Origin of the sequence: Halorubrum sp. SP3 (genome assembly GCF_005435195.1) — an archaeon.
Taxonomy (GTDB): domain Archaea; phylum Halobacteriota; class Halobacteria; order Halobacteriales; family Haloferacaceae; genus Halorubrum; species Halorubrum sodomense.
In genome coordinates this window covers 120,017-139,942 of record NZ_SGTU01000001.1, presented here as the reverse complement: position 1 = coordinate 139,942, position 19,926 = coordinate 120,017, and the positions used below count along the sequence as shown (strand labels likewise).

Genomic DNA, 19,926 nt, shown 5'->3' with positions numbered 1-19,926 from the left:
AACCGGCGCTATCGCTCGCGATAGCCGAACCCGAACGCCTAATTGGTCCCGTCTCGCCCGTGGAGACATGTTCGCGACGCTGCCGGACCTCCTCCGACTGCTCGTCGTCCCCGTGTTCGGGTGGGCGGCCCTTCGGGACGTCCGGACCCGCCGCCTCCCGAACCGGATCTGGCCGCCGCTGTACCTGTTCGGCGCGCTGCTCCTGATCTGGGAGGTCGCCTCGCTGTGGCCGTTCGCCGGGTACGACGGGCGGATCTTCCTCCTGCGGGCCGCGATCAGCCTGCTGTTCGTCGCGCCGCTCGGCTACGCGTTCTGGTACCTCGGCGCGTTCGGCGGCGCCGACGCCAAGGCGATGATCGCGCTCGCGGTGATATTCCCGACGTTCCCGGCCTACGAGATCGGGGCCTTCGCCCTCCCGCTCGTCGACACCGAGGTCGGCGTGTTCTCGCTGACGATCCTCACGAACACCGTCCTGCTCGGCCTCGCGTACCCGGTCGGTCTCGCCGCCCTCAACCTCGTCCGCGGCGAGGCCTCGCCGAGCATGTTCTTCGCGCGACCGGTCCCGACCGACTCGCTGCCCGACCGGCACGGGCGACTGTTCGAGGCCCCGGACGGGCCGACTCGGAACGGTCTCGACCTCGACGCGCTCCGGATGTACCTCCGCTGGCGCGGCCTCGCGCTCGCGGACCTGCGGGCCGACCCGGAGGGGCTCCGCGATCCGGCCTCGGTCGACGAGACGTTCGACCCGACCGACGGCGGGACCCACGTCGGCCCTCGGACGGACGGCGGGACCGCGGTCGACGCCGAGGCCGGCGGCGACGCGGAGCGAGGCGCTCCGTCCCGCCCCGACTTCGACGACCCGTGGGCCGCCGAGCGCTTCCTCGACGAGATCGACCACGGCGCCTACGGCACCGACGCCGCCACGCTCCGCGACGGCCTCGACGTCGTCGCCCGCGAGGGCCGCGTGCTGGTCTCGCCCGGGATGCCGTTCGTCGTCCCGATGGCCGTCGGGCTCGTCGTCTCGCTGACGTACGGCGACACGCTGTTCGCGGTGCTCGGCGCGGTCGGGCTGGTCTGAACCGCGTCGGTCTCCGGCCTCAGTTCCCGGCCCAGACGTCGGCGGCGGCGAGGACGCGCGTCCCGACCGGGCGCTTCACGAACTCGCCGAGGTCGCGGCCGACCAGGTCGCCGACGCCGCGCTGGGCCGCCACGTCGAGCAGCCGCTGGTCGACTGTCTCGTCGACGACGATCGCCTGCGGCGCGGTCTCGGCGCCGTCGACCGCGTCGAACGCGTCCGCGGCGTCGACCTCGTCGAGGACCTCGAACTCGTCGCCGAGGAGCCGCGCGCGGCCGGTCTCGCCGTCGACGACCTGACGGACGTGTCCCCCGATCGACCGGGGTCCGTCGGGCTCGTCGCTCGGTTCGCCGCCGTCGCCGGTCTCGTCGTCGTCACCGGTCGAATCACGGTCGTCGACCTGCTCGTCGTCGGGGAGTTCATCGTCGTCGACGGTCGAATCGATGCCGGCGGCGGCCGAATCCGGGCCCTCGTCGGCTCCGACGTCGGGTTCGAGGCTCGTTTCCGTCTCGACCCCGTCGGCCGGCGTCGTCGCCGCGTCCGCCGGTTCGGTCGAGGACGAGTCGTCCGTCTCGGTCGCCGGCCCGGCCGGTTCGGTCTCCGACACGGCATCCGTCGGTTCGGTCGATCGGTTCGGAGACTCCGCCGAGTCGCCCGCCGCCGAGTCGCTCGGCACCGCACCGCCGTCGCCGACGCGGGCAACGGAGCTCGGGTCGTCGCCGTCGGGAGTCCTCTCGTCGCCGTCGGAAGTCCCCTCGTCGCCGTCGGAAATCCCCTCGTCGCCGTCGGAAATCCCCTCGTCGCCGTCGGAAGTCCCCTCGTCGCCGTCGGGAGTCCTCTCGTCGCCCGCTGCCGCTCGGAGGTCCGACGCGTCCGCGAGGCTGGCGTACGGGACCTTCCCCCGGAGCGCCTCGAAGACGGCTTCCCGGTCGAGGTCCTCGACCGACTCTCCCGGAGGTGCGAACGCGACGTAGTCGACGTCGCCCACCTGCGCGAGTTCGCGGAGGATCAGCTCGCCGCCGCGGTCGCCGTCGAGGAAGGCGGTGACGGTCCGGTCGGCGGTCAGGTCGGTGACCGCGTCGGGGATGTTCGTCCCCTCGACCGCGACGGCGTTTTTGATCCCGCAGTCGAGCAGCGTCAGCACGTCCGCGCGCCCCTCGACGACGATGACGGCGTCGGAGTCACCGACCCGCGGGCCGGCCGGGAGCCCCTCGTAGTCGACGATCCCCTCGACGCGGGCGGCGTCGCGGACCTCGTCTAAGACGTCGCTGCTGGCGAGGCTCGTCTCCTCGAAGCCGCCGGCGATCAGCTCCTTCGCGCGCTCGACGACCTCGCGGCGCTTGGCCGCCCGCACGTCCTCGATGCTCGTCACCTCCACGGAGGCGTGACAGGGTCCGATGCGGTCGATGGTCTCCAGCGCGGCCGCGAGGATGGCGGTCTCGACTTTGTCCAGGCTCGACGCGACGGTGACCTCGCCGAACGACTGACCGTTCTCCGACTCGACGGAGACGTCGATCCGGCCGACGCGCGAGGACTCCTGGAGGTCTCGGAGGTCCAACTCGTCTCCGAGGAGCCCCTCGGTCTGCCCGAACACCGCCCCGACGACGTCGCTCCGCTCGACGACGCCGTCGGCCGCGATGGTGGCGTGTATCAGGTATTTCTCTGTGTCTTTCATGAGTGGTGAATGGTGATGTCGGGCGGTAGCGCCCGTCCGTGTGTGGTTGCGCTCCTCGCGGAAAGTAGTTATCGCCACGCCCCTCCGGCCGCGATTGTTGAAGAATAATTTTTTTCGATACGCATATCCGAACCCGTCCAACAGTTCTTAGTGTTTATAGACACATTATTATCTCACATGACGCGCTCACGGAGCGATCTCGTGTGGATACCGACGTTCGCGATACTCGTGGCGTTCGCCGTGCCGTGGCCGCTGTGGGGCATCGACCGCGTCGTCGCGGGGCTCCCGGTCTGGATCTGGTGGCACGTGGCGTGGCTCGGGCTGTGCGCGGCCCTGTTCGCGCTGTTCGTCCGGAGCGGCGCGTGGGAGCGCGGGATGGGGCAGCGCCCGACCGCTGGCGCCGCCGGAACCGCGGAGGAGATCACGGACCGGGCCGCCGCCGCCGAGGCCGCCGACCGGGAGGTGGAGCGCCGATGACGCTCGGCCTCTCGCTCGGCGTCGTCGTCGGGTACCTCGTCGTCGCGCTCGCGCTCGGGCTGGTCGCGTACCGCGTCTCGGAGACGACCGCCGAGGACTACTACCTCGCGAGCCGGTCGATCGGGACGCTCGTGCTGCTCTTCACGACGTTCGCGACGCTGCTGTCGGCGTTCACCTTCTTCGGCGGCCCGAACCTCGCGTACCGCGCGGGCCCCGAGTGGCTGATCGTGATGGGGACGTTAGACGGCGTCCTGTTCGCCGTGCTGTGGTACGTGATCGGCTACAAGCAGTGGCTGATCGGCGCCCGCAACGGCTACGTGACGCTCGGCGAGATGCTCGGCGACCGGTTCGGCTCGACCGGGCTGCGCGCGCTCGTCGCGGGCGTGAGCCTCCTGTGGCTGTTCCCGTACGTGATGCTCCAGCAGATGGGCGCCGGCGAGGCGCTCGTGGGGCTCACGAACGGCGCGGTTCCCTACTGGGGCGGCGCGGCGCTCATCACGGCGTTCATGATCCTCTACGTCGCCGTCGCGGGGCTCCGCGGCGTGGCGTGGACCGACACGCTTCAGGGGCTGTTCATGCTCTCCGTCGTCTGGCTCGCGGCCGCGTGGGTCGTCTCGGCGCTCGGCGGCGTCGGCGCCGCGACCGAGGGGATGCTGGCGGCCCGGCCCGAGTTCGGGGGCTTCGGCGGCGGGACGTACACGCCCGGGTTCATCATCTCGACCGCGATCACCATCGCGTTCGGGGTGACGATGTTCCCGCAGATCAACCAGCGGTTCTTCGTCGCGAAGTCGGCGGCGACGCTGAAGCGGTCGTTCGCGTTATGGCCCGTGCTGGTGCTGCTCCTCTTCGTCCCCGCGTTCATGCTCGGCGCGTGGGCGGCGGGCACCCCGCTGACCGTCCCGGAGAACGCGAACGTGTTCCCGGTCGTGTTGAACGAGTACGCGCCGACGTGGCTCGCCGCGGTCGTCGTCGCCGGCGCGATGGCCGCGATGATGTCCTCCTCTGATTCGATGCTGCTCTCGGGGTCGTCGTACTTCACTCGGGACCTCTACCGCCCGCTGATCGACGCGGAGGCCTCCGAGCGCCGCGAGGCGTGGATCGCGCGGATCGGCGTCGGGGCGTTCGCGGCGCTGGCGTTCGTCGCGAGCCTCTTCCGGCCGGGAACGCTGATCGAGGTCGGTGGCACCGCATTCTCCGGGTTCGCGCTGCTCGCGCTCCCCGTGATCTGCGCGCTCTACTGGCCCCGGACGACGCGCACCGGGATGATCGCGGGCGTCGCGGTCCCGCAGGCGATCTACCTCGCGGTGGTGCTGTCGGCGGTCGTCGGCGCCGTTCCGACGCTGCCCCGTACCGTCGCCGGCGGCTGGGACGTGGCGCTCGGGCTGATGGTCCTGTCCGGGGCGCTCACGGTGGGCGTGTCGCTCGTGACCGCGCCGAGCGAGGAGAGCGACGCCTCGCGGTTCGCGGTGGCCGGGGACTGAGTCCGGGCTCACACGGCCGCCGCCGTCGGGGATCGGCTCCGACCTCAGTCGTCGCGCAGGAACCGGAGCGTCTTCGGGTCGGGCCCGTCGTAGTACCGCTCCAGCGCCGTCCCGAACGGTTCGGACTCGTCCGCGACAGCGTCGAACAGCGTCATCGACGACCGGAACTTCAGGTCGTCCGGCGACCCGAACACTTCGTGCGCTGTCCGTCCCTCCAGGGCGTTGACGATCTCCGTACACTCCCGTAGCCGCGGCCCCAGCGTCGGGTGTGCGAGGTACGCGCTCGCCTCCTCGCGGGACCCGATCGCGTAGCGCCGGAAGGTCCGGCTGCTCCCCAACCCCTCGACCTGCGGGAACACGTACCACATCCAGTGGCCGCGCTTCCGTCCCGATCGCAGCTCCTCTTTGGCCGACTCGATCACGCCGGCCTGCGCTTCGACGAAGCGGTCGAGGCCGTGGGGGTCGCCGTCGGACATCTCGTCGGACGACGTTCCCGCCGAGCCGAAATAAATCCGGGTACCGGACCGCCGGGTCTCCGTGTCTCGAACTCGACCGCGCCGGTTCCCACCGCGCCGAACCCGGCGAAAGCCAAAAGACCGTCTCGCCCCGATAACGCGCATGAACGAGCCCGGAACCGAGGGCGTGCTGCTGGACCAGGAGACGCTCCGCGGTCGGCTCGACGACGCGCCGCCGTGGCTCCGCGAGCACTATCGAACCTTCCGGGAGTCGATGCTCGGCGAGCGCGACGGGTCGCCGTTCCCCTGCTACTTCGGCATCGAGGCCGAGCGCGAGGGCGACCTCCTCTACGCGGCCTGCGAGTCGACGACAGACCCAGCCGCGCTGTTGCGGCTGCGCGACGTCCTCTTGGAGTACCTCGACACCTACGCGGACCACGCCGACCGCGCGCCGCTCGCGGTGTTCTTCAGGCCGCCGGCCGGGGACCGGGGCGAGGCGCACTACCACGAGCGGCTCTGGCACGTGCTGGAGTTCCTCCACGTCCACGACCCGGAGCCGTGGCCCGACGACATCCCGACCGACCCGGACACGCCGCGCTGGGAGTTCTGCTTCGGCGGCGAACCGCTGTTCCCCACGTCGCGGGCGCCCTTCTACGACGAGCGGAAGAGCCGGTACTCGCCGGTCGGGCTGGAGGTCACCTTCCAGCCCCGCGCCGTCTTCGAGGGGATCACGGCCGACACCGAGGCCGGCGAGCGCGCCCGCGAGGCGATCCGCGACCGGATGGGCGAGTACGACGGGGTCTGTCCCCACGCCGACCTCGGAGACTGGGGCGCCGAGGGCGACCGCGAGTGGACGCAGTACCTCTTCCGCGAGGACGACGAGGCGAGCCCCGACGCCTGCCCGCTCGACCCCGCGCGAGATCACCCGCGGGCGCGCGAGTCCCTGCTGGAACCCGGCGCGTGGCGTCGGTTCGCGGGCGGAGACCGGAGCGACCCGCCGGTCGCGGAGAGCGCGGATGACTGAGCCGATCGCGTTCCCCGACGACGCCGTCCTCCTCCTCGTCGACTTCCAGACCGGCTTCGACGAGCCGGGCTGGGGCGAGCGCAACAACCCCGACGCCGAGGCGGTCGCGGCCGCCCTCCTCGACCGCTGGCGCGCCACCGGCCGCCCCGTCGCGCACGTGCGACACGCATCGACGGAGCCGGACTCGCCGCTCCGCCCCGACGCCCCCGGCTTCGCGTGGAAACCCGAGACGGCCCCCGCCGACGGGGAACCGACGTTCGAGAAGTCGGTCAACGGCGCCTTCCTCGACTCAGGGCTCGACGAGTGGCTCCGCGAGGCGGGCCACGAGTCGCTCGTCGTCTGCGGGCTCACCACGGACCACTGCGTCTCGACGACGACGCGCGAGGCCGAGAACCGCGGCTACGACGTCCGCGTGGTCGCCGACGCGACCGCGACTCACGCCCGCGAGGCGCCGGACGGCGAGCGGATCGACCCCGAGACCTCTCACCGCGTCGCGCTCGCGCACCTGCGCGGCGAGTTCGCGACGGTCGTCGAGAGCGCGGAGCTGCTGGCGGAGGCCTGAGCCGAGGCGCCCGCGGTTAGTCGTCGTCGGTCGTCCCGGCGACCGCTTCGCCGCCGCTCGCGCGCTCGGCGGCGTTCGCGAACATCCCGCGCCGCGTCGCGTACAGGAAGTACGCGCCGAGGCCGAGGAAGCCGAGGACGTTCGAGGCCGCGACCGCCCAGAAGACGGCCGCGACGCCCCAGCCCAGCCCCGGCGTCACCGTGACGCCGAAGGCGCCGAACGTCGTCGCGGCGGGAACGGCCGCGAGCGCGATCGGGAACCGGACCGCCCAGTACTTGATCAGGTCGGCGGCGAACGAGGTGCGGGTGCGGGAGGCGCCGTTGAACGCGGCTAACAGGGTGTAGGTCCCGCCGAGCGCCCAGTACGAGGCGCCGAGGATCCGGAGGTACGTGACCGCGAGGTCGCGTCCCGCCGCGGTGAGGTCCGGGGCGAGCAGGTCCGCGATTCCCCCGGCGAACAGGAACTGGACGGCGCCGAGCGCGAGGAACCCCGCGACGACCATCGCGGTGCCGACGGTGGTCGTCCGGCGGGCGCGCGCGGGAGCGTCCGCGCCGACGTTCTGCCCGATCATCGACTGGGCGGCCTGCTGTATCCCGAGCGCCGGGACGATCGCCAGCGTCGCGACCCGCGCGCCGACCGTGTACGCCGCGACGCCCGCCGTCCCGCCGGCGATCGCGACGAGGCCGACGACGAGGACCCTGACCAGCTCGCTCACGCCGCGCTGGCCGCCGAGCGGGAGGCCGACGGAGACGACCTCGCGGACGGTCGCGGGATCGAACGCGAACGCCCGGCGGGTGAGCCGGAACGTGTCGCGGCCGATCCCCGCGGCGTACCCGAGGATCCACAGGAGTCCGGCGACGCCGGCGAGCGCGGTGCCGATCGCGGCGCCGGCGACGCCGAGTTCCGGGGCCGGCCCGACCCCGAAGATGAGCACCGGCGCGGCCACGAGGTTGACGAGGACGCCCACGAGGCTCACGTGGAACACCGCGCGGGTGTCGCCGTACGCCGTGAAGCAGTTCTCGACGGTGTCGCCGACGGCGCCGACGGGGAGGACGGCGACCACGATCGCGAGGTACGTCGCCGTCGTCCCGGCGAGCGCCGGGTCCGCCCCGAGCAGCGTTACCACCTCCTCGGCGTAGACGACAACCGGAACCGCGACCGCAGCGGTGACCGCGAGCGCGACGAGCGCGCCGTTGACCGCGACGCGGCGCGCGCCCGCCTCGTCGTCGTCGCCGGCGCGCTGCGCGACGAGGATCTGGGTGCCGACCGCGCCGATCACGACCGTCGCGCCGAGCAGCGACTGGATCGGGAGGCTGAGGCCGACGGCGGCGACCGCGTCCTCGCCGACCCGCCCGAGCCAGAACGTGTCGATCAGCGCGTTGGCGACGTACACGACGTTCTGCGCGACGAGCGGCGCGGCGAGGACGAGCAACACGCGCCCGACCGGCCCGTCGGTGACCGCCTCTCGGTCGACGTCCCACATCGGATCGTTTCGGTATTAGAAGGAGATAATAAAAGAGTGCTGGTCGTGAACACGACACTCGAACCGGAGGGTCCGCCGTCGGTTCGTCCCGGCTCACCGGCGGTCCGACCGTCCCGCGGCGGCGGTCGGTCTCCGGTCGCAGGCGGTCTGTCCGCCGCGCACACCGTCCCGGTTCCGCGCGCTCGGCGCCGGCCCGGTTCCGCGCACAGGCCGCTTGCCGCCCGCGAAGGGAAACCTCTTAATGGACTACACACGGACTCTGTGATATATGAGCAACGGCGACGACGACCCGGCCGACGCCTCCGAGGAGGCCGACGCCGCGGACGACGGCGGGGACGCCGGCGAGTCGGCGGAGACGGCCGCCCCGACGCTCCCCGATGACGCGACCGAGGAGTCCCTGACCGAGTACCTCGACGAGATCGCCGGCCGCCTCGAGGCCGCCGAGACGGAGGCCGACCTCGACGACGTCGAGGCGCTCTTAGACGACGCGGAGACCGGGATCGAGGAGGCGGACCTCCCCGAGCCGGACGAGGACGACGAGGACGCCGACGACCCCCGCGGCGACCTCGAAGCCCGCGTCGCGGAGCTCCGCGAGGGGGTCGAAGACGCCCGCGGCCCCTACGGAGAAGACGTCGTCGACGCGGTCGAGGCGGCCGCCGGGACGGTCGAGGACACGGAGTGGACCGACGCGGGGCACGACGACGTCGCGGCCGCCGTCGCGTCGTTCGTCGCCGAGGCCGCCGACGCGATCGACGACGCGGCCCCTGACGCGATCGACGTGGCGCCCGACGCGATCGACGGGGCCGAGGAGGACCCCGAGGCGCTCTTAGACGAGGTCGCGGACGGCGAGGAGACCGACGACGCCCCCGGGCCGATACCCGTCGATCGGCTCACCGCGGCGCTCGACGCCGTCGCCGCGGCGGTCGCAGACGCCGGCTTCGACGCGGACGACGACGCGGACGTGATCGCCGCGCTGCTGGAGGCGACCGGCGACCTGGAGGCCGCCCTCGACGACGCCGAGGAGTGGGACGACCTCGAGACCCACGAGCAGCTCCGGGCGCAGGAGTACTACGACGTGCTCGGCCACTACAAGGACTTCCCGGTGGAGTGGGCCGCGCTGAAGGAGCACGAGGCGCGGGGGAACGTCGACATGATCCTGCTCGCGCTCGACTCGCTCCAGTCCGAGTTCATGGAGCGCCACTGCCTGGAGGCGTTCGAGCGGATGGGCAAGCGCGGCAAGACGGACGACTCCGTCGAGGAGGTCCTCGGCCGCGCCGAGAAGCGCGACCGGCCCGCGATCCGGATACTCGGGAAGATGGCGGCCGCGGAGGCGACCGACACCCTGATCGAGTACGTCGGCGAGGACTCGAACCCGCAGCTCCAGAAGGCGACGTTCAAAGCCCTCGGCGAGATCGGCGCGCCCGAGGCGGTCCAGCCGCTCGCGGACCGGCTCGACCCCGACGGCGACACCGACGAGCTGGTCCGTCCCCACGCCGCCCGCGCGCTCGGGCTGATCGGCGACACCCGCGCCGTCAAGCCGCTCGCCGACGCGCTCGAAGCGCACCCGTCCGACGACGTCCGCGCGGCCGCCGGCTGGGCGCTGCGGCAGATCGGCACCCGCGAGGCGCTCGAAGCGGTCGCCGAGTACGCCGACGAGCGCTCGTTCGTCGTCTCGACCGAGGGCGAGAAGGCGCTGGACGCGCTCGACGACGAGACCGAGCCCGCGGCGACGGCCTGAATCGCCCGCGACTGTCCGTCTCGGGTCCGAGTAATCGTCCCGGTCGCGAACCCTTTTATCAGATACCGGCGACAGGTCCCCCGTGTCGCTCCGTCCTCCGAAACGCCCGTCTCGCGTCGCGACGCTCGTCCTGCTCGTCGCGGTGACGAGCGTCGCCTGCTGTTCCACGGCGGCTGCCGCCCCTCTCGACGGGGGTGAACCGACGCCGACGAACGCGTCCGACGCCGCCCGTGAGCCGCGGATCGTCGAGCTGTACCCGAACCCGGCGACGGAGGAGGACCGCGGCGAGTACCTCGTCGTCTCCCTCCCGGAGCGCGGGAACTGGTCGCTCTCCGACGGCTACTACGACGCCGACATCCCGGCGAACGCGAGCGGAACCGTGACGCTGTCGATGGCGCCGAACCGGACCGCGTCGATCCTCGGCGGCTCCGCGGGGGATACCGAGGCGACGGGTCCCGACACCCCGGAGATCCGTCGCCTGAACGACTATTTTCCCCTCTCGGCCTCGGGCGAACGGATCGAACTCCGTCGTGACGGAGCCGCGGTCGACGTCGCCGCCTACGACCGCGCCAGCGAGGGGGACCGCTGGCGGGCCGCGTGGGGGGAGTGGCGGCCGCGAGGGTACGAGCCCCGGTCGCCACGTCGAACGCCGGGCGCCGCCGTCACGCCGTTCGTCCTCCCGGACAGTCCCGGGATGCCCGTCGAACCGTTCCGAACCGCCGACGACCGCCTGTTCGTCGCCGGCTACACGCTGGCGTCGGAGCGGGTCGTCGAGGCGCTCGCCGCCGCGGCCGACCGCGGGGTGCGCGTTCGGGTGCTGCTGGAGGGCTCGCCGGTCGGCGGATTCTCGTCGCGGAGCGCGAAACTGATCGACCGGCTGACGGCCGCCGGCGTCGAGGTCCGGATCCTCGACGGCGAGGTCGAACGGTTCCGGTTCCACCACCCCAAGTACGCGGTCGCGGACGACGACGCCGTCGTCCTCACGGAGAACTGGAAGCCGTCCGGCACGGGCGGGCGGAGCAACCGCGGGTGGGGAGCGCTCGTCGAAGGCGACACCGGTATCGAGGGGAGCACCGGGACCGAGGGGGGCACCGCCTCCGAGCGCAACGCGACCGTCGCGGACGACCTCGCCGCGCTGTTCCTCGCCGACTTTCGGGCGCACGACGCGCGGCGGTGGCGCGATTTTCGCGCCGATACCGAGTTCTACGACGGCGGGCGGGCGAACGGCTCGTTCCCGACCCGGTTCGAGGCTCCGAGGGAGCCGGCGGCGGCGAACGTGACCGTCCTGACCGCGCCCGGCAACGCGGCCGACCGGATCGTCGCGCGGATCGACGCGGCCGACGAGCGGGTGCTCGCGGTCGTGCCGCGCGTCGGCGGTCCCGACGGTCGGATCGTGCGCGCGCTCCGACGTGCGGCCGACCGCGGCGTCGACGTTCACCTGCTCCTCTCGAACGCGTGGTACGACCGCGAGGAGAACCGGAACCTCTCGGCGGCGCTCGCGAACGAACCGATCGCGGTCGACCTCGCGGCGCCGCGCGGTCGGTACGGGAAGGTCCACGCGAAGGGACTCGTCGTCGACGACACAGCGATCGTCGGCAGCCTCAACTGGAACCCGAGCGCGACGACGAACAATCGGGAGGTCCTGATCGCGATAGAGAACGAGTCCGTCGCGGACTTCTACGCCCGCGCGTACGCCGCCGACTGGCGCGGCGGCGGCGTTCACCTCCCGATCACGCTCGTCGCCGGGTTCGGCGTCGCCCTCGCGGGGGCCGGTGCCGTCGCTCGGCGCGGAGTCGAGTTCGGCTGAAAACGACGTCGACTGTCGGCGGTCGCGGCCGCCGGCTCAGTCGTCGAGCGCGATGGTCGACGAGAGCGCCTCGTCGATCTCGGCGCCGGCCATCTTCTCGACGAGCGCCTCGATGACCTCGCTCCGGCGGCCCTTCACGAACTTGATCGAGCCGACGACGAGGTGGCCGCCGCCGGAGACGCCGGCCTCGGGCAGCTCCTCGTTCAGCTCGGTCACCATGTTCGGGATATCGAGCCGGACCCCGTCGGAGCGGAGCACGCAGAAGTCGGGCCCGTAGCCGATGGTGATGACCGGGTCGCCCGTCTCCTTCACCCGCGCGTCGTGGAGTTCGCCGGTCGTCTTCCCCGGCGCGGGGTAGGTGAACCGGTGGGCGTACTCGTCTAGGTCGATCCGGTAGAGGTGCGCGCCGGAGGCGAGCCGCTCGTATTCGACGTGGTCGTCGACGGCGTCGAGCTGGCGATCCACGTCGCGTTCGGCGCGCTCCGAGAGGAACTCCACGAGCTCCTCGTGACGCTGTTCGTCGTCGCAGCCCACGTTCAGGGCGTCGTTGACCAGCGTCTTCCCCTCGGAGTAGCGGAGCCAGTGGGCGGCGTAGTCGAGCGCCTCGCCGATGTCGAGGAGGTCGGACTCGTCGTACCCCGCGCCCGCGGCGAGCGCGACGTAGTCGTCCATCGCCTCCGCCTTCGAGCGGTCGGAGAGGCCGGCGACCGCCGGCACGTGTTCGAGCTCCTCGGTGAGCGACGGGTCGATCAGGCGGGCGAGCTCGACGCACATCATCCCCGTCGTGACCCGGTAGTCCTCGCCGTGGAGGTAGGGATTAACGTGGGCGTCGAGCAGCGGCTCGACCGCCTCGGGGTCGGGGTGGTGGTGGTCGACGGCCGCGATGGGGATGTCGTAGTGCGCGAGGTTCTCGTAGGCCGGCACGTCCTCCTCGGTCGACCCGTTGTCGAGCATCAGCAGGAAGGGGAGCTTCTGCCCGTGGCGGGCCCGGCCTTCGAGCGCGAAGTTGAGGTCGCGGGTGACGTCCTCCATCTCGTAGTAGGGCGCCTTGCTCGGGAGCCGCTTGAACAGGTGGCGCGCCGCGTCCGGGTCCCCGTGGACCTCCTCGATCAGGTTCTCGACGGCGAGCTGGACCGGGATCGCGGCGCACATCCCGTCGCCGTCGGCGTGGTGCCGGACACGGATCGGGCGGCCGGCGAGGACGGTCCGGCGGAGGAGTCGCGCGAGCTCGCGGAGGTCCTCGTGGATCGGCTCGAACGCCTCCCACTCGACGAGCGGGTCGACGTCGGCGGGCTCGGCGCGCTCGTCGAGGGCCGTCTCGTAGCGCTCGCGGGCGTCGCCGGCGCGCTCGTCGGAGAGCCGCTTCAGCGAGTCGACCTCGAGCTGGAGCGCCTCCTCGCGGCTCTCGATCGTCCCCGAGGCGTGGACCATGTCGCCGACCTCGACCTCGGGGTACGCCCGGACGCCGGCGGACTCGAAGGCGGCACAGGAGAGGACGCCGGAGGCGTCCGCGACGGCGAACACCGTCGGGCCGCCCGTCTGTTTCGCCTGGACGACCTCCCCCTCGACCGTGACCTCGTCGCCCGGGGTGAGCCCCCGGACCCGCGAGACGGTCGGTTCGTGGGCGACGACTTCGGTGCGGTAGTCGTCGGGGTCGACGTCGTCGAACGCCACGTCGCCGTTCTCCTTCACCTCGGTGAGCCGGACGATCAGCCGGTCGCCGACCGCGTACTCGCCGTCGAGGTTCGACTCGTGGACCAGGCCGCTCACGGCGTCGGAGAGGTCGACGAACACGCCGTAGTCGACGACGCCGTTGACCTCCGCGTGGTACAGGGCGTCGACTTCTGCGTCTTCGAGGGTGCAGTCCGGCGCCAGGTCGTAGACGGTCGGGCGGTCGCCGGTCGCGCTCTCCGCTCGCTCGTCCTCGGCCGTCCCCTCCGCCGCGTCGGCGTCGAGTTCGGGGCTCGAATCGCCCCGCGTGCCGGAATCTCCGGCGGTGTTTTCGCTCATGGACACGTCTCGGGAACGGCCGGTGTTAAGCCTGTTCTCTCGGGGCTCACGGCACCGGACTCGATCGTCGACGGCCGAGAGACCCATCCGCGTCCCGCGGTCCGGAACCCCTATGAGGCGACGGCGACTTGTCTCGTTCATGCGACTGTTCCGCTCGGACGAGCTCCTCGGCATCGCCCGAGAGACCCTGGAGTTCGTGCTCGAGGCGAGCGAGGAGACGCACCCCAACGAGTACATGGGGTTCCTCCGCGCGGACGACGCCCGGAAGCTGGACCTCGACCGGGACGGCCAGGTGATCACCGACGTGCTCGTCATCCCGGGCACGGAGTCGAGCCCGACGAGCGCCAGCGTCCGCTCGCACATGAAGCCGAACGACATGCGCGCGGTCGGGTCGGTCCACTCGCACCCGAACGGCGCGCTGCGCCCGAGCGACGCCGACCTCGCCACCTTCGGACAGGGGAAGGTGCACATCATCGTGGGCGCTCCCTACGGGTGGGGCGACTGGAAGGCGTTCGACAACGAGGGGGCCCAGACCACCCTCGACGTGCTCGACGTGGCGGTGCCCGACGAGCACTTCTTCGATTTCACCCAGGCGGACATCGACCGCGAGCTGGACGACCGCGACTCCGGCGGCTTCCTCTCGTGGTTCAGATGACGCGGGTCGTCGCGCAGGGGACCTTCGACCTGCTTCACCCCGGCCACGTCCACTACCTGGAGGACGCGGCGACGTACGGCGACGAGCTCCACGCGATCGTCGCCCGCCGCCCCAACGTCACGCACAAGCCCGCGCCGGTGCTGTGCGCCCGCCAGCGGCGCGACATGGTCGACGCCCTCGACGCGGTCGACGAGGCGCACCTCGGGGACCCCGAGGACGTGTTCGTCCCCATCGAGCGGCTCGACCCCGACGTGATCGTGTTGGGGTTCGACCAGCACCACGACGAGGCCGACATCGCGGCCGCCCTCGACGCCCGCGAGATCGACTGCCGCGTCGAGCGCGCCTCGGGCCGGGAGCCGAACTACGAGGACGAACTGCTCTCCAGCGGCGACATCGTCGACCGGATCCTCCGCGAGCGCGGCGACGAATCGGACGCGACGCCCTCGTGACTCGCCGCCGGAGGACCCGGTCGACCGCCACGCGCCCGGACTCGCCCGGGGGCGGAAGCGCGGCATCTAAATGGGCTGACTCCCAAATCGAGGTGAGTGAATATCCCCGATAAGTTCCCCGCGGTGTTGGCCGCGGCCGCGATGGGCGTGTACCTCCTCGTCGTCGTCGGTGCGACCACCTCCCTCACGGAGGCGGCGACCGCCTGTGGCGGCTGGCCCGCCTGCGGGGACGGCGCCGCGCTCCCGACGGCGACCGAGGGCTGGATCGCCCTCGGCCACCGCGCGCTCGCGGTCGCCGTCGGGCTCCTCGTCGCCCTCTCCGCCGCGCTCGCGTGGCGGAACGGTGCCGACCGTCGGGTTCGCGCCGCGCTCGCGCTCGCGCTCGTCGTCTACCCGGCCCAAGCGGGCGTCGGGGCTCTCGTCGCGGTCGACGGGCTGCCGGCCGCGCTCGGGTCGGTTCACCTCCTTCTCGGCGTCGGCATCTTCGGCGCCGTCCTCGCGGCGCTCGCCTGGTGGCTGGAGAGCGAGACCGGCGTGCCGGACGACGCGCCCGACGATTTCGAACCCGGTACCGACGACCTTCCGCCGATTGAGGACGCGCCGGAGCCGGAGATCCCTTCCGCGACGCTCCCCCGGCTGAAGGCGACCGCGGCGGCGTACTTCCGACTGATGAAGCCGCGGCTGATGTGGCTGCTCTGCCTCGTCGCCGCGGCCGCGATGGCGCTCGCGGGCGGGTCCGGGTTCACGCCCCGGGTCGTGGCCGCGACGCTCGCCGGCGGCGCGCTCTCCATCGGCGCCTCCGGGACGTTCAACCACGTCCTCGAACGCGACGTCGACAAGCGGATGCAACGCACCAGTGACCGCCCGCTGGCGACGGACCTGGTCCCGGTCACGAACGCCCTCGCGTTCGGCGGCCTGCTCGCGGTCGCCTCCCTCGCGCTGTTCTGGACGGTGAACCCCCTGACGGCCGCGCTCGGGCTGGTCGCCATCGCGTTCTACAGCGTCGTGTACACCCTCGTGTTGAAGCCCAACACGGTCCAGAACACCGTCATCGGCGGCGCGGCCGGCGCGCTCCCGGCGCTCATCGGTTGGGCCGCGGTCACGGGCGAGGTCGGCGGCGGCGGGGTGCTGCTCGCCGCGGTGATCTTCCTGTGGACGCCGGCGCACTTCTACAACCTCGCGTTGGCGTACAAGGACGACTACGAGCGCGGCGGCTTCCCGATGATGCCCGTCGTCCGCGGCGAGACCGCGACGCGCCGTCACATCCTCTGGTACCTCGGCGCGACGCTCGTCGCCGCGGTCGCGCTCGCCGCGGCCGCCGACCCGCTCGGCGCGCTGTACGCCGTCGTCGGGGTGGCCGTCGGAGGGGTCTTCCTCTGGACGGTCGTCCGGCTCCACTACGAGCAGACCGAGGGGGCGGCGTTCCGCGCGTTCCACGCCTCGAACGCCTACCTCGGCCTGCTGCTGTTCGCGGTCGTCTTCGACGCGCTGGTGGTCTGAGGCGGTCGGCGGCTCGCTCGGACGATCCGGGGCCGACCGCGACCCTCCCGTTTAATCCGGTTGGCGTACTACCGTCGAGTATGACACGCGTCGAAATCGAGTACTGCGTCCCGTGTGGCATGTTGAACCGCGCTCAGGACGTCTCAGAGGCGATCCTCAAACAGTTCGGCGAGAGCGTCGACGAGGTCGCCCTGGTGACCGGCGACGCGGGCGTGTTCATCGTCCGCGCCGACGGCGAGGTCGTCTTCGACAAGGAGGAAGACGAGTACGACGTCGACGCCATCGTCCGCGCGGTCAAGCCGCACGTCGGCGCGACCGCGTAACTCCCGACCGCGGTCTCGGCGTCGCTCTTCTCGTCGACGCAACGCCTCGAAATTCCTTGCGGATAGTTCACGAGGCGCAAGCTAACTGTCGCTCGGCCGCGAACCGCCCCGGCGACGTCGGACGCATCGGAGTGGGCGCGCGACGAACCTCCCGCCGAGCACCCGACCTCCGGGACCGACGATCCGACGCTGGCGGGTGACCCCGCGTCCGGCGCGGACGACCGACCGTAGCTCGCGCGGACTCGGTATCGGTCCCGGCTCGGAACCGCCGTCGTCGCCGTCGCCGTCCTCCTCACCGCCGCGCTCACGGCCGCGGCGTCCGTGGCCGTCGACGCGCCGTACGCGGGGGTCGAGGGCCTCGGTCCCGGGATCGTCCCCCCCGTTCGTCGCCCTGTTCACCTGCTCGGCGGGCTGGGATTCGTCTCCACCGCCCTGATCGAGCGGTTCGACGCCTCGGTCGGCAGGCTCCTCCGGTACAACCTCCGGCTGCCCGCCGCGCTGCCGCTCGGCGTCGAGATCTACCTGCTCTCGGACCTCGTCCTCGGTCAGGGCGTCGACGACGTGCCGCTCGTCGTCGGGACCGTCTTCCTCTCGGGGCTGTACGTGAACTTCGCGTACAAGCGCCTCGCCGCGCTGGCGCGCCGGCTCCTCCCCCCGGAGAGCGGTCGGAGCGAGGGCGGCACCGGACAGGGCGGGAACTGACCGGCCCGGGGCCTCAGTCCGGGTCGAACACCGCCCGCGCGGAGTTCGTCACCACGAGGAGGCTGCTCGACGCCATCGCGAGCGCGGCCAAGAGGGGGTTGAGGACGCCCGAGAGCGCGAGGGGGATCGCGACGGCGTTGTAGACGAACGCCCAGCCGAGGTTCTGTTTCAGCCGCCGGTTCGTCCCGCGCGTGACGGCGAACAGCTCCGGGACCGCGGAGAGGCGGTCTTCCAGCAGGACCGCGTCCGCGGCGTCCGCCGCGAGGTCCGTCCCGGAGGCGATCGAGACGCCGAGGTCGGCCGCGGCGAGCGCGGGCGCGTCGTTGCTCCCGTCGCCCACCATCGCGACCGAGCCGTCGGCGCGGAGGCGTCTGACGGTTTCGGCCTTCGCCTCCGGCGGCACCTCCGCAAACACCTCGTCGATCGCGGGGTGGTCCGCGAACCGCGTCGCGGCCGCTGGCGCGTCGCCGGTGAGGACGACCACGCGCCGCCCGTCCGCGTCGAGTTCGGCGACGACCGCCTCCCACCCCTCGCGCACCTCGTCACCGACGGCGAGGACCCCTCGCACGCGACCGTCCCAGCCGACGTAGACGGGGACGTTCCCGCGGTCGCGGGCGGCCGTCCCCGCCTCGCGGAGCCGATCCGCGGCCGGCCAGCCGCGCTCGTCGAAGCAGTCGGGGTGGCCGACGAGGACCTCATCGCCGTCGACGACGCCGGAGACCCCGCGGTCGAGGACGTCGACGTCGGTCGCGGCGGGGCCGTCGAGGGCGTCGGTCACGTCGGCGGTCGGATCCCCGGCGGTCGCGGCCCCGCCGTCGGCCGCGGCCCGTTCCTCGTTTCGGCCCGTCTCGTCTCCCAGCACGCCGGAGACGATCGCCTCGGCGACCGGATGGATCGAGGCGCGCTCGACGGCGGCCGCGCGACTCCGGACCCGGTCGACCGGGGTCCCCGCCTCGGCGGTCGCGTCGAGCAGCCGCATCTCGCCGTCGGTGAGCGTCCCGGTCTTGTCGAGGACGACGGTGTCGACGTCGGCGGCCGCCTCGAAGACGGCGTCGGAGACGACGACGATGCCCCGCTCCGCCGCGTCGCGGATCCCGGCGGCGACCGCGAGCGGGGTCGCCAGCCCGAGCGCGCACGGACACGAGACGATCAGCACGGTCAGTCCGACGAGCGCGGCGTCGATCGGCGCCGAGCCGAGGGCGAGGGTGGCGGCGGCGCCGACGGTCGCGACCGCCACGACGAGCGGGACGAACACCGTCGCCAGCCGGTCGACGAGCCGCTGGATTCCGGACCGCGAGCTCTGGATCTCCCACAGCAGGCGCACGAGGGTGTCGAGGGTGTTCGCCGCGTCCTCGCCGACCTCGATCACGACGGGCGAGTCGGTGACGACGGTGCCGCCGCGGACCGGGTCGCCCTCGCGCTTCGTCGCCGGGAGCGACTCGCCCGTGACCAGGGCCTCGTCGACCGCGGCGGTCCCCTCGGCGACGGTCCCGTCGAACGGCACGCGCTCGCCGGGGCGCACGAGCAGGCGGTCGCCCGGGTCGACCGCGTCGGCGTCGAGTGGCTCGCCCGCCTCGGTGCGCACGGTGCGGTCATCGGTCGTCGTCAGGTCGGCGAGCATGCCCGTCGCCCGGCGCTTAATTATCGACTCGTAGTGGTTGCCGGCGGTGACGACCAGGATCACGGCGATGGTCACGTCGAAGTAGAGGTCGGTCCGGCCGACGAGCAGCGCGAGCGTGCTGTACGCGTACGAGCTCGTCGCCGCGAGCGACACGAGGAGGTCCATGTTGGGCTGTCGCGCCCGGAGGCTCACGTACGCGCCGCGCAGGATCGGATAGCCGGTGTAAAACAGCACGATGGAGGCGAACAGCCAGATCTGCGCGAAGAGGTAGGTGCCCGAGACCCCGCCCAGCTCGATGATCGGCTCGTAGCCGAAGTAGGTCGGGTACAGGAAGACGACGTACCACAGCATCGCCATCATCCCGAAGAAGCCGCCGCCGATCAGGAACCGGACCACGGCGTCGTCGCCGTCGTCGGCCGGGTCCGCGCGGTCGCTCGCCGAGTAGCCCGCGACAGAGAGCCGGTCCGGGAGCTCGTCGGCGCTCACGGCGTCTGGGTCGTAGTCGACCCGGATCGTATCGGTGGCGTAGCTCGCCTCGGCGGCCGCGACGCCGTCCTGCTCGCCGGCCGTCATCTCCAGGAAGGACTCGCAGGTCGCGCAGTGCATCCCGTCGACGTGGAGGAACGTCGTCTCGCCGTCGAACTCCTCGTCCGGCGTCGCGTCGGGCCGCCGCTCGTCGAGGTCGTCGAGGTCCTCGACGTCGTCCAGCGAGCGCGCGACTGCGAGACACCCGCGACAGCAGAACTCGCCGTCGACGTCCGGAGCCGTGTGCGGGTCGTCCCCGGTCGGGAGGTCACAGAGTGTACAGCCTGGCATGCGTGATGGTGTCCGTCGTTCCGCCGAGCGGCGCGTTCCCGGACCGTCGGCCGCTGGGCGGCGTGCCCTCGGC

General features: G+C 72.3%; 17 protein-coding genes. 12 read left to right on the top strand and 5 right to left on the bottom strand.

What is annotated here, in order from left to right:
• Positions 1-67 precede the first annotated feature (67 nt).
• On the top strand, positions 68-1,078 hold the full coding sequence (locus tag EXE42_RS00740) for an A24 family peptidase (protein ID WP_137705713.1): 1,011 nt from the start codon (positions 68-70) through the stop codon (positions 1,076-1,078).
• Positions 1,079-1,097: 19 nt separating this feature from the next.
• On the opposite strand, the gene dnaG is transcribed toward EXE42_RS00740, so the two are convergent.
• Positions 1,098-2,750, bottom strand: a complete 1,653-nt coding sequence (gene dnaG / locus EXE42_RS00735) for a DNA primase DnaG (RefSeq protein ID WP_137705712.1) — start codon at positions 2,748-2,750, stop codon at positions 1,098-1,100.
• A 177-nt stretch (positions 2,751-2,927) separates the two neighbouring features.
• Here dnaG and EXE42_RS00730 point away from each other — a divergent pair, with 177 nt between their 5' ends.
• Positions 2,928-3,227 (top strand): hypothetical protein, encoded by a 300-nt coding sequence (locus EXE42_RS00730; protein ID WP_241988305.1) that lies wholly within the window; start codon positions 2,928-2,930, stop codon positions 3,225-3,227.
• Positions 3,224-4,708 (top strand): sodium:solute symporter, encoded by a 1,485-nt coding sequence (locus EXE42_RS00725; protein ID WP_137705711.1) that lies wholly within the window; start codon positions 3,224-3,226, stop codon positions 4,706-4,708. The genes EXE42_RS00730 and EXE42_RS00725 overlap by 4 nt, the downstream gene beginning before the upstream one ends.
• 44 nt (positions 4,709-4,752) lie before the next feature.
• Here EXE42_RS00725 and EXE42_RS00720 read toward each other — a convergent pair whose 3' ends face one another.
• Positions 4,753-5,184, bottom strand: coding sequence for a DUF1810 domain-containing protein (locus tag EXE42_RS00720; protein ID WP_137705710.1), 432 nt, complete (start codon positions 5,182-5,184; stop codon positions 4,753-4,755).
• Positions 5,185-5,326: 142 nt separating this feature from the next.
• Between EXE42_RS00720 and EXE42_RS00715 the strand changes: the two genes are divergently transcribed.
• Together EXE42_RS00715 and EXE42_RS00710 are read left to right on the top strand one after the other, a co-directional pair.
• Positions 5,327-6,187, top strand: a complete 861-nt coding sequence (locus EXE42_RS00715; protein ID WP_092920003.1) for a YqcI/YcgG family protein — start codon at positions 5,327-5,329, stop codon at positions 6,185-6,187.
• The gene (locus tag EXE42_RS00710; RefSeq protein ID WP_137705709.1) at positions 6,180-6,749 is read left to right on the top strand and encodes a cysteine hydrolase family protein; all 570 of its coding nucleotides are present in this window, start codon (positions 6,180-6,182) and stop codon (positions 6,747-6,749) included. The genes EXE42_RS00715 and EXE42_RS00710 overlap by 8 nt, the downstream gene beginning before the upstream one ends.
• A gap of 16 nt (positions 6,750-6,765) precedes the next feature.
• Here the strand turns inward: EXE42_RS00710 and EXE42_RS00705 are convergent, their stop codons facing one another.
• Positions 6,766-8,232 carry an MATE family efflux transporter gene (locus EXE42_RS00705; protein ID WP_092920005.1) on the bottom strand — a complete coding sequence of 489 codons (1,467 nt, stop codon included), beginning with the start codon at positions 8,230-8,232 and terminating at the stop codon, positions 6,766-6,768.
• A gap of 268 nt (positions 8,233-8,500) precedes the next feature.
• On the opposite strand from EXE42_RS00705, the gene EXE42_RS00700 reads away from it, so the two are divergent.
• Together EXE42_RS00700 and EXE42_RS00695 are read left to right on the top strand one after the other, a co-directional pair.
• Complete coding sequence (locus tag EXE42_RS00700) at positions 8,501-9,970, top strand: HEAT repeat domain-containing protein (RefSeq protein ID WP_137693435.1); 1,470 nt, start codon at positions 8,501-8,503, stop codon at positions 9,968-9,970.
• Between the two features lie 130 nt (positions 9,971-10,100).
• The gene (locus EXE42_RS00695; protein ID WP_137693470.1) at positions 10,101-11,777 is read left to right on the top strand and encodes a phospholipase D-like domain-containing protein; all 1,677 of its coding nucleotides are present in this window, start codon (positions 10,101-10,103) and stop codon (positions 11,775-11,777) included.
• Between the two features lie 36 nt (positions 11,778-11,813).
• Here the strand turns inward: EXE42_RS00695 and EXE42_RS00690 are convergent, their stop codons facing one another.
• Positions 11,814-13,787: a DHH family phosphoesterase gene (locus tag EXE42_RS00690; RefSeq protein ID WP_137705708.1), complete on the bottom strand. Its 1,974-nt coding sequence runs from the start codon at positions 13,785-13,787 to the stop codon at positions 11,814-11,816.
• A 139-nt stretch (positions 13,788-13,926) separates the two neighbouring features.
• On the opposite strand from EXE42_RS00690, the gene EXE42_RS00685 reads away from it, so the two are divergent.
• The 5 genes from EXE42_RS00685 (at position 13,927) to EXE42_RS00665 (ending at position 17,416) form a co-directional block, all read left to right on the top strand.
• The gene (locus tag EXE42_RS00685) at positions 13,927-14,442 is read left to right on the top strand and encodes a Mov34/MPN/PAD-1 family protein (protein ID WP_137705707.1); all 516 of its coding nucleotides are present in this window, start codon (positions 13,927-13,929) and stop codon (positions 14,440-14,442) included.
• The gene (locus EXE42_RS00680) at positions 14,439-14,891 is read left to right on the top strand and encodes an adenylyltransferase/cytidyltransferase family protein (protein ID WP_092920009.1); all 453 of its coding nucleotides are present in this window, start codon (positions 14,439-14,441) and stop codon (positions 14,889-14,891) included. Before EXE42_RS00685 ends, EXE42_RS00680 begins: the two co-directional genes overlap by 4 nt.
• Positions 14,892-14,987: 96 nt before the next feature.
• Positions 14,988-16,391 carry a heme o synthase gene (locus EXE42_RS00675; RefSeq protein WP_137705706.1) on the top strand — a complete coding sequence of 468 codons (1,404 nt, stop codon included), beginning with the start codon at positions 14,988-14,990 and terminating at the stop codon, positions 16,389-16,391.
• A gap of 80 nt (positions 16,392-16,471) precedes the next feature.
• On the top strand, positions 16,472-16,714 hold the full coding sequence (locus EXE42_RS00670; protein ID WP_092920011.1) for a SelT/SelW/SelH family protein: 243 nt from the start codon (positions 16,472-16,474) through the stop codon (positions 16,712-16,714).
• A 321-nt stretch (positions 16,715-17,035) separates the two neighbouring features.
• Positions 17,036-17,416, top strand: coding sequence for a hypothetical protein (locus tag EXE42_RS00665; protein WP_241988304.1), 381 nt, complete (start codon positions 17,036-17,038; stop codon positions 17,414-17,416).
• Positions 17,417-17,429: 13 nt separating this feature from the next.
• Here EXE42_RS00665 and EXE42_RS00660 read toward each other — a convergent pair whose 3' ends face one another.
• Positions 17,430-19,853: a cation-translocating P-type ATPase gene (locus EXE42_RS00660; RefSeq protein WP_137705705.1), complete on the bottom strand. Its 2,424-nt coding sequence runs from the start codon at positions 19,851-19,853 to the stop codon at positions 17,430-17,432.
• Positions 19,854-19,926 lie beyond the last annotated feature (73 nt).

Coding starts and splice junctions, on each gene's coding strand:
- EXE42_RS00740 (WP_137705713.1), top strand. CDS start 68: ATGTTCGCGACGCTGCCGGACCTCCTCCGACTGCTCGTCGTCCCCGTG.
- dnaG (WP_137705712.1), bottom strand. CDS start 2,750: ATGAAAGACACAGAGAAATACCTGATACACGCCACCATCGCGGCCGAC.
- EXE42_RS00730 (WP_241988305.1), top strand. CDS start 2,928: ATGACGCGCTCACGGAGCGATCTCGTGTGGATACCGACGTTCGCGATA.
- EXE42_RS00725 (WP_137705711.1), top strand. CDS start 3,224: ATGACGCTCGGCCTCTCGCTCGGCGTCGTCGTCGGGTACCTCGTCGTC.
- EXE42_RS00720 (WP_137705710.1), bottom strand. CDS start 5,184: ATGTCCGACGGCGACCCCCACGGCCTCGACCGCTTCGTCGAAGCGCAG.
- EXE42_RS00715 (WP_092920003.1), top strand. CDS start 5,327: ATGAACGAGCCCGGAACCGAGGGCGTGCTGCTGGACCAGGAGACGCTC.
- EXE42_RS00710 (WP_137705709.1), top strand. CDS start 6,180: ATGACTGAGCCGATCGCGTTCCCCGACGACGCCGTCCTCCTCCTCGTC.
- EXE42_RS00705 (WP_092920005.1), bottom strand. CDS start 8,232: ATGTGGGACGTCGACCGAGAGGCGGTCACCGACGGGCCGGTCGGGCGC.
- EXE42_RS00700 (WP_137693435.1), top strand. CDS start 8,501: ATGAGCAACGGCGACGACGACCCGGCCGACGCCTCCGAGGAGGCCGAC.
- EXE42_RS00690 (WP_137705708.1), bottom strand. CDS start 13,787: ATGAGCGAAAACACCGCCGGAGATTCCGGCACGCGGGGCGATTCGAGC.
- EXE42_RS00685 (WP_137705707.1), top strand. CDS start 13,927: ATGCGACTGTTCCGCTCGGACGAGCTCCTCGGCATCGCCCGAGAGACC.
- EXE42_RS00680 (WP_092920009.1), top strand. CDS start 14,439: ATGACGCGGGTCGTCGCGCAGGGGACCTTCGACCTGCTTCACCCCGGC.
- EXE42_RS00670 (WP_092920011.1), top strand. CDS start 16,472: ATGACACGCGTCGAAATCGAGTACTGCGTCCCGTGTGGCATGTTGAAC.
- EXE42_RS00660 (WP_137705705.1), bottom strand. CDS start 19,853: ATGCCAGGCTGTACACTCTGTGACCTCCCGACCGGGGACGACCCGCAC.